Annotated in this window: 16 protein-coding genes and 2 pseudogenes; 8 read left to right on the plus strand and 10 right to left on the minus strand. The window is 70.8% G+C overall.

Going from position 1 to position 14,086, the window contains the following annotated elements:
* Positions 1-270 precede the first annotated feature (270 nt).
* Positions 271-780 carry a hypothetical protein gene (locus ACIRBY_RS16425; RefSeq protein ID WP_403901073.1) on the plus strand — a complete coding sequence of 170 codons (510 nt, stop codon included), beginning with the start codon at positions 271-273 and terminating at the stop codon, positions 778-780.
* Positions 781-1,218: 438 nt separating this feature from the next.
* Here ACIRBY_RS16425 and ACIRBY_RS16430 read toward each other — a convergent pair whose 3' ends face one another.
* Entirely contained in the window at positions 1,219-1,890 is a 672-nt protein-coding gene (locus ACIRBY_RS16430) for a hypothetical protein (RefSeq protein WP_403901074.1), read from the minus strand.
* Positions 1,891-1,910: 20 nt separating this feature from the next.
* On the minus strand, positions 1,911-2,537 hold the full coding sequence (locus tag ACIRBY_RS16435) for a hypothetical protein (RefSeq protein WP_403901075.1): 627 nt from the start codon (positions 2,535-2,537) through the stop codon (positions 1,911-1,913).
* 619 nt (positions 2,538-3,156) lie between these two features.
* Here ACIRBY_RS16435 and ACIRBY_RS16440 point away from each other — a divergent pair.
* Both ACIRBY_RS16440 and ACIRBY_RS16445 read left to right on the plus strand, forming a co-directional pair.
* Positions 3,157-3,399, plus strand: coding sequence for a hypothetical protein (locus ACIRBY_RS16440; protein WP_403901076.1), 243 nt, complete (start codon positions 3,157-3,159; stop codon positions 3,397-3,399).
* A 601-nt stretch (positions 3,400-4,000) separates the two neighbouring features.
* The gene (locus ACIRBY_RS16445) at positions 4,001-4,924 is read left to right on the plus strand and encodes a hypothetical protein (RefSeq protein WP_403901077.1); all 924 of its coding nucleotides are present in this window, start codon (positions 4,001-4,003) and stop codon (positions 4,922-4,924) included.
* On the opposite strand, the gene ACIRBY_RS16450 is transcribed toward ACIRBY_RS16445, so the two are convergent.
* Genes ACIRBY_RS16450 through ACIRBY_RS16465 form a run of 4 tightly spaced genes read right to left on the minus strand, consistent with a single transcriptional unit; the run spans position 4,915 to position 8,445 of the window.
* Positions 4,915-6,462 carry an ArnT family glycosyltransferase gene (locus ACIRBY_RS16450; RefSeq protein WP_403901078.1) on the minus strand — a complete coding sequence of 516 codons (1,548 nt, stop codon included), beginning with the start codon at positions 6,460-6,462 and terminating at the stop codon, positions 4,915-4,917. The genes ACIRBY_RS16445 and ACIRBY_RS16450 overlap by 10 nt on opposite strands.
* On the minus strand, positions 6,459-7,157 hold the full coding sequence (locus tag ACIRBY_RS16455; protein ID WP_403901079.1) for a hypothetical protein: 699 nt from the start codon (positions 7,155-7,157) through the stop codon (positions 6,459-6,461). The genes ACIRBY_RS16450 and ACIRBY_RS16455 overlap by 4 nt, the downstream gene beginning before the upstream one ends.
* A complete protein-coding gene (locus ACIRBY_RS16460; RefSeq protein ID WP_403901080.1) occupies positions 7,157-8,056 on the minus strand; it encodes an ABC transporter ATP-binding protein in 900 nt (299 codons plus the stop codon). Before ACIRBY_RS16460 ends, ACIRBY_RS16455 begins: the two co-directional genes overlap by 1 nt.
* Positions 8,053-8,445 (minus strand): GntR family transcriptional regulator, encoded by a 393-nt coding sequence (locus ACIRBY_RS16465; RefSeq protein ID WP_403901155.1) that lies wholly within the window; start codon positions 8,443-8,445, stop codon positions 8,053-8,055. The genes ACIRBY_RS16460 and ACIRBY_RS16465 overlap by 4 nt, the downstream gene beginning before the upstream one ends.
* A 235-nt stretch (positions 8,446-8,680) precedes the next feature.
* On the opposite strand from ACIRBY_RS16465, the gene ACIRBY_RS16470 reads away from it, so the two are divergent.
* From ACIRBY_RS16470 to ACIRBY_RS16480, 3 genes and pseudogenes are all read left to right on the plus strand, one after another.
* The gene (locus ACIRBY_RS16470) at positions 8,681-8,839 is read left to right on the plus strand and encodes a hypothetical protein (RefSeq protein ID WP_403901081.1); all 159 of its coding nucleotides are present in this window, start codon (positions 8,681-8,683) and stop codon (positions 8,837-8,839) included.
* A gap of 154 nt (positions 8,840-8,993) precedes the next feature.
* Positions 8,994-9,146: a hypothetical protein gene (locus ACIRBY_RS16475; RefSeq protein ID WP_403901082.1), complete on the plus strand. Its 153-nt coding sequence runs from the start codon at positions 8,994-8,996 to the stop codon at positions 9,144-9,146.
* A pseudogene (locus ACIRBY_RS16480) lies at positions 9,119-10,176 on the plus strand (transposase); the annotation flags it as partial. The gene ACIRBY_RS16475 and the pseudogene ACIRBY_RS16480, both read left to right, overlap by 28 nt.
* A gap of 41 nt (positions 10,177-10,217) precedes the next feature.
* Here ACIRBY_RS16480 and ACIRBY_RS16485 read toward each other — a convergent pair.
* Both ACIRBY_RS16485 and ACIRBY_RS16490 read right to left on the minus strand, forming a co-directional pair.
* Positions 10,218-10,382, minus strand: coding sequence for a hypothetical protein (locus tag ACIRBY_RS16485; RefSeq protein WP_403901083.1), 165 nt, complete (start codon positions 10,380-10,382; stop codon positions 10,218-10,220).
* Between the two features lie 368 nt (positions 10,383-10,750).
* Positions 10,751-10,876 (minus strand): hypothetical protein, encoded by a 126-nt coding sequence (locus ACIRBY_RS16490; protein WP_403901084.1) that lies wholly within the window; start codon positions 10,874-10,876, stop codon positions 10,751-10,753.
* A gap of 78 nt (positions 10,877-10,954) precedes the next feature.
* On the opposite strand from ACIRBY_RS16490, the gene ACIRBY_RS16495 reads away from it, so the two are divergent.
* The gene (locus tag ACIRBY_RS16495; RefSeq protein WP_403901085.1) at positions 10,955-11,734 is read left to right on the plus strand and encodes a hypothetical protein; all 780 of its coding nucleotides are present in this window, start codon (positions 10,955-10,957) and stop codon (positions 11,732-11,734) included.
* 55 nt (positions 11,735-11,789) lie between these two features.
* Here the strand turns inward: ACIRBY_RS16495 and ACIRBY_RS16500 are convergent.
* Positions 11,790-12,071 (minus strand): annotated as a pseudogene (locus ACIRBY_RS16500) (transposase); the annotation flags it as partial.
* Positions 12,072-12,466: 395 nt separating this feature from the next.
* Between ACIRBY_RS16500 and ACIRBY_RS16505 the strand changes: the two are divergent.
* The gene (locus tag ACIRBY_RS16505; RefSeq protein WP_403901086.1) at positions 12,467-13,042 is read left to right on the plus strand and encodes a hypothetical protein; all 576 of its coding nucleotides are present in this window, start codon (positions 12,467-12,469) and stop codon (positions 13,040-13,042) included.
* Here ACIRBY_RS16505 and ACIRBY_RS16510 read toward each other — a convergent pair.
* Positions 12,997-13,218 (minus strand): DUF6207 family protein, encoded by a 222-nt coding sequence (locus ACIRBY_RS16510; protein WP_403901087.1) that lies wholly within the window; start codon positions 13,216-13,218, stop codon positions 12,997-12,999. The genes ACIRBY_RS16505 and ACIRBY_RS16510 overlap by 46 nt on opposite strands.
* Positions 13,219-14,086 lie beyond the last annotated feature (868 nt).

Raw genomic sequence — 14,086 nt, forward strand, 5'->3', positions numbered from 1 at the left:
TGTGTACACGCCCATGGTTGGCGGTCGGCGGGCTGCCGGGATAGCTGGGTGTCGGCCAACTCCCGGTCACCCGCGGCCTGTCTGCGCTCAGTGCGCAACGCGTCTGCGCGCAGTGCCATCGACGCCGGCCGACTCCTCCCCACACAGTGGCAGTCGGCACCGTGCCGAAGTGTGAAGCAGAGAGGCAACGCAGTGACGAAGCAAGGAATCTTACGGTCCGACGGGCTGGGCAAGCTCCTCGCCGCCCTCGTCGTGGCCCTCCTGGTACTCATGGCCGCACCGGGCGCCGCCGGAGCCGCCGACGGCGCGCGCGCGGACTTCACGGCGCAGGCCAAGAGCGCCGGCCTGAACGCCGCCCAGGCCAGGAGCCTGCAGAAGCGGGTCGACGGCTACCTGGCGAGCACCAACGGCACCCAGATCGGCGCCAACAAGATCGCCCTGCCCGGCGGCGAGCTGCTGCTCGCGCTGCCCGGCGAGCAGAAGGCCCGCGACCTCGACGCGGCGGCGGTCCCGGGCGACACGGTGAACGGCTGCCGCTACTCGTACGTGTGTGCCTACATGTACGAGAGCTTCAACGGTGACCGGTTCGACATGTTCACCTGCAACCACCTGTTCCGCATCACGTGGAACACGACCGGCTCGTGGATCAACAACCAGCGTGCGGACCTGTACGCGACGTTCTACTCCCGGGACCAGGTCCCCCGCTGGACCTCGGATGGTGGTCTCAGCTGGGACGAGTCGGCCGACTGGCGCTGGGTCTGGTACGTCAGCCCCTGCTGACCCACCGGTCCACGCTCAACCCTCCAGCACCGCCGCTGAGCGGGCCGCTGAGGAGACTCTCCAGCAGCGGTCCGCTCCGCCTGCGGAGCCCGGGTCCGTGCCTGCCCGACGCACCGTCGGAGTCGGTCCCGGGGCCTGATCACAGGCCCGGAGAACGCTGCTCAGCAGCGGTTAGCCCTGTTGGGGCTAACGGGTCTAGCCCTTCCCCGGACCCGCGGTTCAGCAAAAGTCGAAGCGTCCAAACCGGCGGTCGGACAGGCGTCTCCTCGGGAGAACGATCACCACCCCGGGTACCCGTTTCGCCGCTGCCGTCCGAGCAGGGGTGGGACGCTGTACCGCGGCCTACGCTCTGACCCGGTCACCGAGGTCATCCTCGCGGAGTTCGTGGAAGCAGGGCCCCAGAAGAGCTAACTAACGTAGCGGTGCGGGACCGGCCGGCTACCGCCCCGCAAGGCCGGCCGGGATTCTGCGCCAGGGGCCGTCGTACCGGCCGCCGCATAGCTCGCAGCGGGCGATCAGGAACGCCGACGCGGGGGTGGCCTCCTCGCAAGGCTCGACCGCCTCGGGCCCCTCGGGGAACACGGCGTGCAGGCGCGGAGTCGGGCGAATACAGGAGGCGGCCGTGCGGGTGCTGTCGGTCGGCTGCTGCGGAATCGACACGTGCGACGGGGCCGACACTGGCACGGTGACCGCGATCGGGGTCGGCGGGTTGAAATCCGGGGTGAGCGTCACGTAGTGGTCCGCGACGTCCCATGGCGGCGGCGGGGCCTCCGCCAGGAACCGGGAACGTAACTCCCAGGTGGTGAACACGAGCACGCACGCGGCCAGGACCCGGGAGCCGGCCCGGGACGGATCGGGGTCGATGACCGCGACCGGGTGGGCCGCCGCGCCCATCAGTGGGACACCGCCCGCGTACCGGTCGTCGCCGAGGGTTCGTCCGACGTGGTCCGCGCGGAACCCTCTCGTCTGGAGCGCGTCCATCGCCCACCCCGCAGTGTCCTCACCGGCCTCGCCGAGTTGGGGCAGCGGCATGCCTGCGGCCCGGTGCTTGCGCTCGACGACGGCGAGGACGCGGCGGACCATGCGTCGGGTGATTTGCTGGAGCCGCAAGCGGCGTTCCTCCGCGTCGGTCAGTCGCCACGACGGACGGCGCTTCCTTCTCCTCGTAGGCGTGATTCCAGCAGGCAGTCCTCTTGGCGTTGTCGGGAGTCGAGGAGGCGGAGGTCCTCCTCTTCGCAGCGGCGCTCTGCCTCCGCCCATGCTCGCGCCGACTCCACCGTTTCTTGGTAGTCGGCCTCCACGCGCAGGCACAGCTCATCGACCCACAGCACGTCGAGGACGAGGTCCTCGGTTCGACGCTCCGGGCGGTAGGCCGTCATCTGACGGCCGAAAACTCGCCGGAGGAATTCGGTCAGCGTCATCCGGTCGGCCTTGACCCACTGTCCCTCGTCGAACCGGGCCAGGCCCTCCACCACGACGGCCGTTTTCGCGACCTCGCCCACGCGCACTGAGGGCACCACGCCGAGCCAGGGCGCCCGCCGGTAGCAGAACCACACCGAGGGCACCCCGTCCCCGAGTATCCGGTCCGAGCGGTCCTGGATGTCGTTGGGCGTGATCCTGGACAACTGTGCTTCCAGGGCGATGCGCCACCGGCCGCCCGGATCGCTCGCCAGGACGTCCGCCCGCCACGCGCCGTCCGGGCCCTCCACCTCGTCGGCCGCGTCCGCGCCAGCTCCTGCGCCGACGTCAGCAAGCACCACTTCAGGTACAGGTGATCGGGCGACTGGCCCCCGCCTGGCAGTCGTCCGGCGCCCCGGGCTGGTGCGCAAAGTGCGGCACCTGAAGGGGTGAGACCCGGGCGTTCATCGGCCAGTCGCAGCCCTCGCACGTGAGCCGTGACGGCTTCACCCGGTAGACGTCGTCCCACGATCGGCCGCATCCCAGGTCAGACAGGTACGACTGTATTCGTCCCCATTCAGAGTGTTCGGCACAGAACATGATGCCTGCCCCCAAGTCCGGTGTCGCCCTCAAGGTTCCGTGTGACGCGACCCGCGCGCAGCTTTACCCCTCCTGCTCCGCTTTCAGTCCGGGCTCGGGTGGGGCGGGGGCATCGGCGCGTCTCACCAACGGCGTGGGGCGTACCGCCCAACCTGGCGGGCAGAGACCGGGTCGGTAACGCTCAGCGGCCGGACGCGTAGGAGTCCGCCGGCGCCCAGGTCGGGTCCTCCGGGCGGGAGCCGCCCGACGTCCTGGCCGACTCCGTCGACTCACCGTGCGCCCGGGCAGGGGCGCCCCTGCAGCTGACGGACGAGTGGCTCGGTGCCCAGCTGCTGTCCCTGCTCCTGGCCGGGAACCCTCCAATGGAGCCCCCACACGGTGCAGCGCGAGATCGCGGTCGTCCCACCGCACGATGTTCTGCGGGTCGAGCCGCTGCTTCTCCAGCACGGCTCGCCCTCCCGGCAGACCCGGGAGGGCGGCCTGCCGGCCCAGCAGGCGCAGGCGGCCGGGCCCGCGCCGGATGAGCCCACCGTCGACTGGAGCGACGTCGTCGCCGGACGGGAGGACGACGTCGTCACCCTGGAGCCCATCGACGCCGGCTACGCCGGGTCCCGCAGCTAGCGCCGCGCCGTTCTGCGACCGCCCGTCCGGCGGCCGCCGGACGGTGCGCGGGCGCGACCTTCCGCACGAGGGCCCGAAGGAGGACGGCGTGGCCAGGTGAAGACGCGGGGCCGGGCGCATGGGCGATGTCGGCGCATCCGCCCTCCAGAGCCTGGACCAGCCGCCCGCCGTACGCGATGTCGTCGGCCTCGCGCACGGCGGTCCGCACCGACTCCGAGGTCCAGTGCGGATCGGGCCCACGCATCCCAGACAGCCGACCCACCCCACTTCTCCCTCGACCATCCCCTGAATCACCCAGTCGAGTGGTTAAGGACGGACGGCAGGACAAGCCGGGTCATCAGGTCCCGCCGACGAGCCCAGGCATGAAGCCTGCCCGCAGCTCTACGACGGAGGCCAGGCGCAGCAGCCACCGATGCACACGGGCAAGCGCCGCCATCGGCTCGGGGTGCATCCGGGACCGTCGGAGACGGCGCCGCGGTGGTAGTAGCGGTGACCGAAGACGCCCCAGCCCGGCTCGGCGGACCAGCCGAGCTCCGCATCCTTCCGGCGCCACCCGGCCACTCCGAGCGCCGCGCGAGGCGGTAGGCGTCAGGGTGGTGGTGTGGATGTGGAGCAGGTGGTCACCGACCTGTACGGACTGCGTCCGGCCGAGTTCACCGCGGCACGCGACGGATACGCCGCCCGGGCCCGGCAGGAGAAGAACCCAGCAGCCGCCCGCCGGATCGCCGCCCTGCGCAAACCCACCCTCGCACTGTGGTCGGCGGGCCTGTTCGCCCGCGCCCGCCCCGCCGACGCGCAGGCCCTGCTACGTCTCGGCGCCCAGCTGCGGACCGCGCACCGGGAACTGGACGGGGCGCAGCTGCGCGCGCTCTCGCACGAGCAGCACCGGGTGATCGGCGCGCTCGCGCGCGAGGCGGTGCAGCTCGCCGGCGAGGCGGGGGAGCGGATCAGTGCGAGCGTCCTGCGGGAGATCGAGCAGATCTTCCACGCCCTCCTCGTCGACGAGGAAGCCGGCCGGCAGTGGCGCGCGGGCCGGCTGACGAGCACCCCGACGGCGCCGGTCGGGTTCGAGGACGTAGCGCCCGAGCCTGGAGCCGCGCCGCCTTCCCCGGCCGCAGCCTCCCGCACGCCACCCGCACCCTCCACCCCGCCGACGCCCCCCGGCGGGATACGGCAGCCGGGCGGCGCGCACGGGAGCACGAGCGCCGCCTTGAAGCCGCCCGCCACGCCGACGCCGAAGCCAGGGCCGCGCACGGCGGGCCCTGGCGGAGCTCGCCGGGCCGCCGCCGCCCTGGAGCAGGCCCAGGGCGAAGCCGCAGCCGTACGAGAAGAGCTCCACGCGGTACAGCTGCGCCTGGAGGCCGCCGAGAAGGCGGCTGCTGCCGCGCGCTCGAGCCGCCACCGGGTTGAGGCGGCGGCGGGGAAGGCCGGAAGGCGGCGTAGACCGTGCTTGAACCTCCGCCGGCATGTCGGGCCGCGTCGGCGTGGCGCGACGCCGACATGGCGCTGTCGGTGTCACGCGTAGTTGCGCAGTTCGGGCCAGATCGTGCCCCAGGGGCGGACGGGGTCGGTGCAGATGTAGACGTGGCCGCCCGATTCGATGTTGTGCACGCCGTCGGGGCTGGTGAGGGTGGCGGCCACGCGGACGTGCCCGAAGTACTGGCGTAGGTGGGCCTCGTACCCGGGGGCGTAGTCGGGGCCAGGGGCGATGGCCACCACGGTGGTGGCGTTCGGGTTGCCGGGGCCCCACCACCAGGCGCTGTTGTGGCTGCTCACGACGGTGGGCAGCCCAGCGGTGCGGCCGAGCTCGTTGATGGCGCCGGCCTCGCTGTAGTCCGCGGCGAAGATCACCGCGTTCGCGCGCTGCCCGACCGGCAGACCGGTCCACACCTGCCGCACGCTGCCGACCAGTTGGGGCCAGCCCAGGGTCTCCCCCGAGATCGGGCTGATGCCGTACGTCCAGGCCACGTCGGAGGCCGGCAGCACCGGCAGTACGACCACGGCGGACAGCGCGGTCGAGACGGCGGTTGAGATCACCAGGCCGCGCAGCCGCTGCGGTCGGGCGTGCAGCCACCCGTCGAGGTCGACAGAGCCGGCCGCCAGCAGACACACGTACAGCCCGGCCAGGTAGTACACCTGTGCTCCGGTCGTCGCGGCGAACAGGATGAACAGAGCCGCGTACGCGATCACCAGGGCACGCCACAGCGGCCGACCGGAGCGCCACAAGAAACGCAGGCCTGCCATCCACAGCAGCGCCATCGCCAGGCAGGACATGCCGAGCTGCCCCACGATCCAGGTGAGGATGTTGCCAGGGCCGCCGTGCTCGCCGTTCAGCGCCCGCGTCATCTCGAACATGGCCCAGCCGTGGTGGGCCTGCCACCACAGGTCGGGCAGCACGAGCAGCGCGGCGATCACCCCGCCCGCGAGCAGCCGGCGGTCGACCACGGTCCGGCGGGCCGGGCCGAGGAGCACCACGACCAGCAGGACGGCTGCGAAGACCGCCGCGAGGTGGTTGAACTCCGCGCCAAGGCCCACCAGCACCCCTGCGACGATCCACCATCGAGTGTCGCCGGTGCGGCCGATCCGCACGACCACGAACGCGATCGCCGCCCAGGCCAGCAGTTCGTAGGACGTCGTGTTGGCAATATGCGCGCTGCCCAGCAGCACGGGCATGGTGCCCGTCGCTATCGCCGCGAGCAGCTGCGTCCGCCGCGCGCCACCGAACTCGCGTGCGGTCAGGGCGCCCACGATCACCGTGCCTGCGGCGGCCAGCGCCGGCCACAGCCGTAGGCCCGCCGCCGAAACCCCGAAGAGCGACAGCGAGGCCCGGGCCAGCAGGGGCGCGAGCACCGGCTGGTCCACGTAACTCGCCTGGATGTGCCGGGCGCACTCGAGGAAGTACAGCTCGTCACGGTGGAAGCCGTAACGCTGGGCCAGCGCCATCAGCGCGGCGAAGACCACCCCCGCGACGGCGAAGACCCGCCGGTCGAGCGGCGCGATCCGCCCGCCTCCCTGCTCGGCCTGCGCCGTACGCCCCGTCTTCGCCGTCTCTGTCGTGCTCATATGGTCATCCGTCGGATCGTGGCGAAGCCGCCGGTGAGCAGGACGGCCACGGCGACTGTGAGGGCGTCCGTGAGGCCGGTGGCGGTGAGGGTGCCGAGATAGTGGCCGATGGCCGTCCAGCCGTGTGCCCACGTCGCGACGAGCGCGGTGAGGGCCAGCACGCCGAGTTGTGCCGCGGCGAAGGCCGTGGTGCCGGGCAGTCCGGCGCGGCGGTAGACCAGTCCGTACCACATCCCGTAGACGAACATGAGGACCAGGACGGTCGTTGCCGTGAGCCACGACAGGTACCAGGGGCCGTCGAGGAGGTGGGGGACGCGGAAGTAGGCCATGCCGATGCCCCATCCGCCCGTCGCGTGTTCGACTGTCCGGCCGATCGCGACGACGAGCCCGAAGCCCGTGGACAGGGCGAGGGCCAGTGCGGTGGCGGCGAGGAAGTAGGTGCGCCGGCTCACCCCGAGGGTGAGGGCGAACGGCATCGCGCGGGCGATCGACTGCGCGCCCACGACGAGCATGACGAGTGGGACCGCGACCAGACCACCGACCCAGCGGTCGTCGCCGTGACCGGCCGGGATCAGCTGAAGGACCACCACGTCGAGGACGAAGCCGAAGGCCGCCCAGGCCCAGGGCAGTACGAGATAGGTCACGCGGTCGAGAAGCAGGTAGCGGACGACGGTGACGATAGGGGCGGAACGCATCAGGGTGTCCTCACTGCCGTGAGGTCGGTCCGATCGTGGTGCTCGGCCGCGTAGCCCGCGAGCTGCTGGAGCGTCACCCGCTCCAGGCGCACGCGCAGGTGGTCGGCGAGTTCGCGGTCGCGGTCGTCGAGCCGGCCGACTATCACCGCCGTGGTCTGGGTGCCCAACGTGCGCCCGTTCAGTGTCGTGCGGCCGGCGATGAGCCGTTCCACGCTGCCGGCCTGGCCGGTGACGCTCGTCATGGTGCCGCGCAGGTCGTCGGCGGGCGCGTCGAGGACGAGCCGGCCGCGGTCGAGGACCAGGACGCGGTCCAGGAGCTCCGCGGCCTCGTCGATGAGGTGGGTCGAGAGCACGATGCACCGCGGATGGGCGGCGTAGTCGGCGAGCAACTGGTCGTAGAAGAGGGCGCGTGCGACCCCGTCCAGGCCCGCGCACGGCTCGTCGAACAGGGTGAGTTCGGCGCGGGCCGCCAGCCCGATGGTGAGGCCGAGAGCCGTCCGCATACCGCGCGACAGCTTCTTGATCGGCCGGGCCGGCGGCAGCTCGTAGGCGTCCAGCAGCGTGCCGGCCAGGTCGGCGTCCCAGTTCGGGTACAGCAGCGACGCCGCCGTGACAGCGTGCCGAACCCGCAGGTCCGGGTACGTCTGGTCTTCCCGTATGAGGATCATCCGGCGCAGCACCGCGCCGTTCTCCAGCGGCTCGGCCCCGAACACCCGCACGCATCCGGTGGTGGCGAACTCCTGACCTGCCAGGATGCGCAGCAGCGTGCTCTTCCCGGCACCATTGCGGCCCAGCAGCCCGGTGATGCACGGCGTGCCGACCTCGAAGGTGACGTCGGTCAGCGCCCGGTGGTCGCGGTAGCGGCGCTCCAGGCCGGCCGCCGATATCGCCGGAGTCACGCCTTCACCCCCGTCGTGACCTCGACCGAGGTCAGTTCCTCGCGCACCAGCCCGAGCAGTTCGTCGAGACCGATCCCAAGCCGTGCCGCCTCGACCACCAGCGGCCGCAGGTACCGGTCGGCGAAACCGCGCCGCCGCTCCTGCACCAGCCGCTCCCGCGCGCCTTCCGCGACGAACATTCCGACACCCCGCCGCTTCTCCACCAGCCCCTGCTCCGCGAGCACCGTGAGGCTGCGCGCCGCCGTGGCCGGGTTGACCCGGTAGAACGCCGAGATCTCGTTACTGGACGCGACCCGCTCCCCCTCGCTCACCGTTCCGTCGGCGATCTGGTTCGCCAGTTCGGCGGCAATCTGGGCGAAGATCGGGCCGCCGTCATCAAGCAGTGACATCACGCCTCCATTACTCGATTGGTTTACTACCTTACTGATGAACCAACAGGGTGAGTCAAGAACGCGACCCCGAATGCGCGAGACTCGCACGGCCTACCCCCGCGGTCCGAGCGCCTGGTGTCGGTGCGTGAGCTGGAGGAGCATCCACTCCCACCTGCGACGAGACCGGTGGGGGCGCATGGCTGGGCACAGCCGGGCCGTTGCCTGACAGCACGTCAGGGTGACGTCGCAGTAGATGGGATGTGTGAAGGACTCCAGCACCATCGCGGCGCCTCTGCCCTACCTGGAGAGCGTCGCCTTCCTCATCGAAGGCAGCGCACCGGCAAACGCCCGCCCGCCGATCCCACCCTGCGTGCCAATGGACCACGACGACCCGGACCGCTGCTACTGGTGACAGCCGCTCCCTGGCCCGGCTTGCTCGGCAACGGGCTCGTTGTCCTCCTGGGCGCCGTCGGGGTGCGGCCGCAGCGCCCAACTGCCTGTCACTCCAACAACCCTGCGGGACTGCAAATCGTTCGGTGTAACTCCCGATCAAGGAAGATGCACTGATGACCAGTGAGAACGTGACCGAGGCAGAGACCGTCGAGCAGTGCGAACCGCGGCCGGCGAAGCCTGTGGACGACCGGCTGATCGACGAGCTGGTGTCCCGGGCTCAGGCCGAGGGCCTGCAGCTGGTGAGGGCGGGCTGCTGCAGCAGCTGACGAAGCGGCTGCTGGAGTCCGCCCTGGAGGGCGAGATCACCGACCACCTCGACTATGACAAGCACGACCCGGCCTGGAAGAATGGCGGCAACAGCCGCAACGGGACCCGCGCCAAGACCGTGCTGACGGACGTCGGCCCGGTGGAGATATCCGTGCCCCGCGACCGCGACGGCTCCTTCGAGCCAAGATCGTCAGGAAGCGGCAGAAGCGCCTGTCCGGGGTGGACGAGATGGTCATCTCGCTGTCAGCGAAGGGGCTCACGACCGGCGAGATCCAGGCCCATCTCTCGGAGGTCTATGGCGCCGAGGTCTCCCGGCAGACGATCTCCACTATCACCGACGAGGTCATGGACGGCATGGCCGAGTGGCAGAACCGGCCCCTCGACCCGGTCTATCCGGTGGTCTTCATCGACGCGATCCACGTGAAGATCCGCGACGGCGCCGTGCACATCCTCACCGAGATCAAGAACCGCGGCGTGAACGACGTCCTCATGCTCGTCTGCGACGGCCTGAAAGGCCTGCCCGACGCGGTCGAAACGATCTGGCCCCGTACGACCGTGCAGACCTGTGTGATCCTCCTGCTGCGGAACTCCTTCCGCTATGCCGCCGGCCAGGACTGGGACAAGATCGCCAAGCTCCTCAAGCCCGTCTACACTGCGGCGACCGAAGAAGCCGCACTGGAGCGGTTCGCCGAGTTCGCTGACGCCTGGGGCCGGAAGTATCCGGCGATCGTGCGCCTGTGGGAAAACGCCTGGGAGGAGTTCACCCCGTTCCTCCGGTTCGATACCGAGATCCGCCGCATCGTCTGCACGACCAACGCGATCGAGTCCGTGAACGCCAGGATCCTGCGGGCGGTCAAGGCCCGCGGGCACTTCCCGAACGAGACCGCGGCGCTGAAGTGCGTCTACACGGCGATCATGTCCCTGGATCCCGCAGGCCGAGGTCAGGCCCGCTGGATCATGTGCTGGAAGACCGCACTGAACGCCTTCGACATCACCTTCGACGGCCGACTCTCCGCAGCCCGTCAGTAACCCCAACCATCCTCGTTACACCGTTCGATTGACAGACCCGCCTACGGGGCGAGGCGGTCGACCGGCAGCGGGGCGGCCGTGTCGGAGGTTGCGGGGATGACGTCGATTTCGGGCATGGGGAGGGTGCGGTCGCCGGTGAGGACGAAGAGGATCGCGCGCCAGATCCCGTACCGCAGCCCAGGCCGGATCGGTGGCCAGGGCCTCATACGTCCAAGGGTCAGACGGCCGGTCGCCGCACATCTCTCGGAAGTGATCCCCGATCATGCGGAGGTCCCCCATCACGGCTGCGGCGTCGATCTCGTCTGCCTCTTCGTGAGCGAAGACCGGCAGAGCGTTGTCGAAGTCGTACATCAGGTCGTCGGTGGCGATGGGGAACGACTCCAGCCAGGCCTGCTGCGAAGCCGCATCGGCGGCCAACGGGATCAGGGCGGCGACCAGAAGGCGGCGGGCGGAGGAGCCGTGGTGGGCGTACACGGCCACATTCTCGCGCGTCGGGGCGTGGGCCGGCGGCGGGGGCTGGGGTGGACTGCTGGGCCGATGCGGAGTCTCACAGGACGCCCGCTGGCCCGGGGCTTCATCTGAAGAGGAGGAGGCGGGCGACGGGCCGGGGGTGGGACCAGACAGGCGGATCGGCGCCCAGGACGAGCGGGTTGCCGTGCTCGTCGTGGACGGCGAGGAGTCCGTCGACGTCGGTATGCATGACCGGACAACGAACCCGACGCCAGCGACCATTGCGGACCATCACCCACCCGGCCCAACGACACGGCAGGATCAGCCCATGGTGGACTTCCTGCAAGAGCACTCCACGACCCTGCTCGCCCTTCTCACCGTCGTGGCCGCGTTCGCCGGTACCTGGCTCGGCTCCCACATCCAGGCAAAGGGCGGGCTCGCTCAGGCCAAGGCAGCCAAGGAGGCAGCCGAGACCGCCGCCGCCGCGACACTGCAGGCGGTCCGGGAACAGACCGACCGCGCGGCGGCCGCCGCCCACGCCGCCGCTGTACGCGACCGGCGCACCGCCGCGATAGCCGACCTGCTCCGCACTACCCGTGAGTTCACCCGCGCCCTGGACAGGCTCTACACCGACCCGAACGCCGACCCAGTCGACCCCTTCTACAACGACTTCTTCCACGCCCGTGGCGCGGTCGAGCTGTGTGCGCCCACCGCGCTCCTCCCCGCGATGAAGCAGGTCGTGGAGAGCGCGCAGCACCTGGCGAACCTTGCCCGCGCCCGGGCCGAAGCCGAACTGGCCCGCAACCACCTCTCCTACCTGGAGAGCACCATGCCCGGGTACATGGGCATCCGCCCGGCGGTGGAGGCTCTGGCGGCCTTTCGTGAAGCCTGTCGGGCGGGCGCCGACGACACGGCAGAGCGCTACACCGAGGCGAGCCGGGCGCTCTTCCAAGTCTCCGGCCTGACCTTGGACGAACAGGGGGCCCTCATGCACGACTGCGTGAGGGAGGAGCTCGGCCCGGTCCTGGAACGGCGCAAGCAGGCCCACAGCGAGGCGATGGACGCGTTCATCGACCAGTCCCGCGCGATCCTCGGCGTCAACGACTGACGGTGACGCTGCCTGGCATCGGGTCAATCGAACGGTGTAACGAGGGTGGTTGGGGTTATTGGCGGGCTGCGGAGAGTCGGCCGTCGAAGGTGATGTCGAAGGCGTTCAGTGCGGTCTCCCAGCGCATGGTCCAGCAGGCCTGACCCTTCCCGGTGGGGTCGAGCGACATGATCGCCATGTAGACGCACTTCAAGGCTGCGGTCTCGTTCGGGAAGTGCCCGCGGGCCTTGACCGCCCGCCGGATCCTGGCGTTCACGGACTCGATCGCGTTGGTGGTGCAGACGATGCGGCGGATCTCGGTGGCGAACCGGAGGAACGGGGTGCACTCCTCCCAGGAGCGGGTGATGTGGTCGCGCTCAACGACCTCTTGGTGGCCGCCGCCGCGCACACCCCGGCGGCTGTTCGCGACCGGATCGTAGCGGCGGCGGACGCTTTCGAGCAGGCCGGGCGGGCGCCGGGAGAACGCTCGCTCACGGGCCAGGCGCGGGCGGGCTGGCGGGCGTCGGCACGCGAGTTGGAGCGGGTGGCTTCGTTCACTTCTAGGGGTTCTGGCACAGCTTCTGTGGAGCTGCACCGTGCGGGTTCGGAACTACCTCGGCACTATTCCCTGACCTGCTTGATTCCGACGCTCGTGGTAGCTGGGCCGGCCTCCTCGGGCTGGCTCCACAGAAGCTGAGCCAGAGCCGGAACCCATGAACAAAGCCACCTCCTCGCCGTTCGTACACCGGAGCCATGAGACGAAACCAGCAGAACAACCCCGGGCCCTCACCGAGCGATGCGGGGGACCTGTGGCACGCCCTCGCCGCTCGCCGCCAGACCCACTCCGAACCCGTCGGGCGCCTCGCCCCCTTCGAGCGCGCCGACGCGCTGCTCTCCCTCACCCGGCCCGGTGACATCGCCTTCACCGCGCGAGCGGAGCTGTCCGGCGGGGAGACGATGGGCCACGTCCACGATCTGATCACCACGGTCACCCGCGGCATCACCTACGAACTGGGCACCGCCGCGCCGGGCACCGCGCTGGAGATCCTGCTCGGCAAGCGCCACCAGCTCGCCCACCACGTGGACGGCCTCACCCACCTCCTGCGCGACGCCGTCACACCATCGACGCGCACAGCACGCCCGGCGGCGGACTGTGCTCCCACTGCCACGGCACCGGGCGTGCTCACCCCCTGTGGGCGTCGGCGGCCTGGCAAGCCTGAGCCCCTGGGCAAGCCTCAAGACGACCCTGGGCAAGCCCTCCGCGAGGAGGGCTTGCCCAGGGTCTATGGCTGTGGGGCCTCCCGTCCCGGGCGTAGGACGTCGGCGTAGATCCGGGCCCGGACACCGGGCTCGCCAGGGTCCCGTCGCACCGAGCCGATGCCGGAGGTCGCCCAGCCTTCTTCCAGTGCGGTCATGACGGCGCGGACGGTGTCCTCGTCCCCGCCGGTGATGTCGAGCACGACCAGGCCGGGCTCCGCGATGTGCTGGTCGTCGGTCGGTTTCATGACGGCTGTGACGGTGGTGGAAGCGAGACGGTTCGGCGGCGGCCTCGGCTCCACCCCCCCCACGAGAGATCCGGCGCCTGGCTGCGGGCATCGCCCGGCAGGAAGCCCTTCTGCTGTCGGGGTGTGGCCCCCGTCGCGGCCCCGGTGGCCAGGGCCGCACCCGGCACTTTCGAACCTACTCCGCGGCCGGAGGCGTCTGTGCGGCTGTCCACCAGGGCCGGGCTGCGGAGCTCAGGCCGGCTGCGCCTGGAGTCCGGCGAGGGGAGAGCGCCGGCCCTTGCCGACCGTGCGCAGCTGTGCCCAGTCGACCTCGAGGTGTGTCCCGGGCAGGTCGTCGACGTGCCCGACGGCGAAGCACGTCGACGGCGCCGGCCTTGCTCGCGCCGAACTGGATGCAGCCGAAGGAGACCGGAGCGATCCAGCCCCGGCGGCGCATCCACTCAAAATCGAACCGGCGTACGCCAAGTCGGGCCGCGGCCTGCTCCGGTCCGAGCGGCGTCTCACGGGCCAGCAGCTCAGCCAGGCCCTGGCGGGCGGGGACCTGGTCGGGGTTGAGGGAGCCGTACCGGCGGTGGCCGCTGAGATCGAGCAGGAGGCCGAGCGCGATCAGGCGCTCCACCGCGCAGGAGGACACCGCCGGCGGCTGGCCGGGCTCGTTCGGCGTGCCCGGCGCTGCCGCGATCTGGTTCGCAGCCGGCTTGGACACACGCACGGTGGGGGAAGCTGCCGAATCGGATATGCCTCTGCAGGGGCGAAGACGGAGCGGTGCGGCTTACGCACGGCTACAGGTTCTGTGCATCGCGCGTTGCGAGCCTTATGATCGGCGGCCAACAGCAGGGGGGTTGGGATGGAAGCGTCAGGGTTGGCA

Source organism: Streptomyces sp. NPDC096136 (assembly GCF_044763325.1).
GTDB lineage: Bacteria > Actinomycetota > Actinomycetes > Streptomycetales > Streptomycetaceae > Streptomyces.

Excerpts from the sequence above, each read along its gene's own strand:
- ACIRBY_RS16455 (WP_403901079.1), bottom strand. The coding sequence starts at position 7,157 with ATGCGTTCCGCCCCTATCGTCACCGTCGTCCGCTACCTGCTTCTCGAC.
- ACIRBY_RS16490 (WP_403901084.1), bottom strand. The coding sequence starts at position 10,876 with ATGCATACCGACGTCGACGGACTCCTCGCCGTCCACGACGAGCACGGC.
- ACIRBY_RS16510 (WP_403901087.1), bottom strand. The coding sequence starts at position 13,218 with ATGAAACCGACCGACGACCAGCACATCGCGGAGCCCGGCCTGGTCGTG.
- ACIRBY_RS16425 (WP_403901073.1), top strand. The coding sequence starts at position 271 with ATGGCCGCACCGGGCGCCGCCGGAGCCGCCGACGGCGCGCGCGCGGAC.
- ACIRBY_RS16450 (WP_403901078.1), bottom strand. The coding sequence starts at position 6,462 with ATGAGCACGACAGAGACGGCGAAGACGGGGCGTACGGCGCAGGCCGAG.
- ACIRBY_RS16495 (WP_403901085.1), top strand. The coding sequence starts at position 10,955 with ATGGTGGACTTCCTGCAAGAGCACTCCACGACCCTGCTCGCCCTTCTC.
- ACIRBY_RS16505 (WP_403901086.1), top strand. The coding sequence starts at position 12,467 with ATGAGACGAAACCAGCAGAACAACCCCGGGCCCTCACCGAGCGATGCG.
- ACIRBY_RS16465 (WP_403901155.1), bottom strand. The coding sequence starts at position 8,445 with ATGTCACTGCTTGATGACGGCGGCCCGATCTTCGCCCAGATTGCCGCC.
- ACIRBY_RS16485 (WP_403901083.1), bottom strand. The coding sequence starts at position 10,382 with ATGAGGCCCTGGCCACCGATCCGGCCTGGGCTGCGGTACGGGATCTGG.
- ACIRBY_RS16475 (WP_403901082.1), top strand. The coding sequence starts at position 8,994 with ATGACCAGTGAGAACGTGACCGAGGCAGAGACCGTCGAGCAGTGCGAA.
- ACIRBY_RS16470 (WP_403901081.1), top strand. The coding sequence starts at position 8,681 with ATGGGATGTGTGAAGGACTCCAGCACCATCGCGGCGCCTCTGCCCTAC.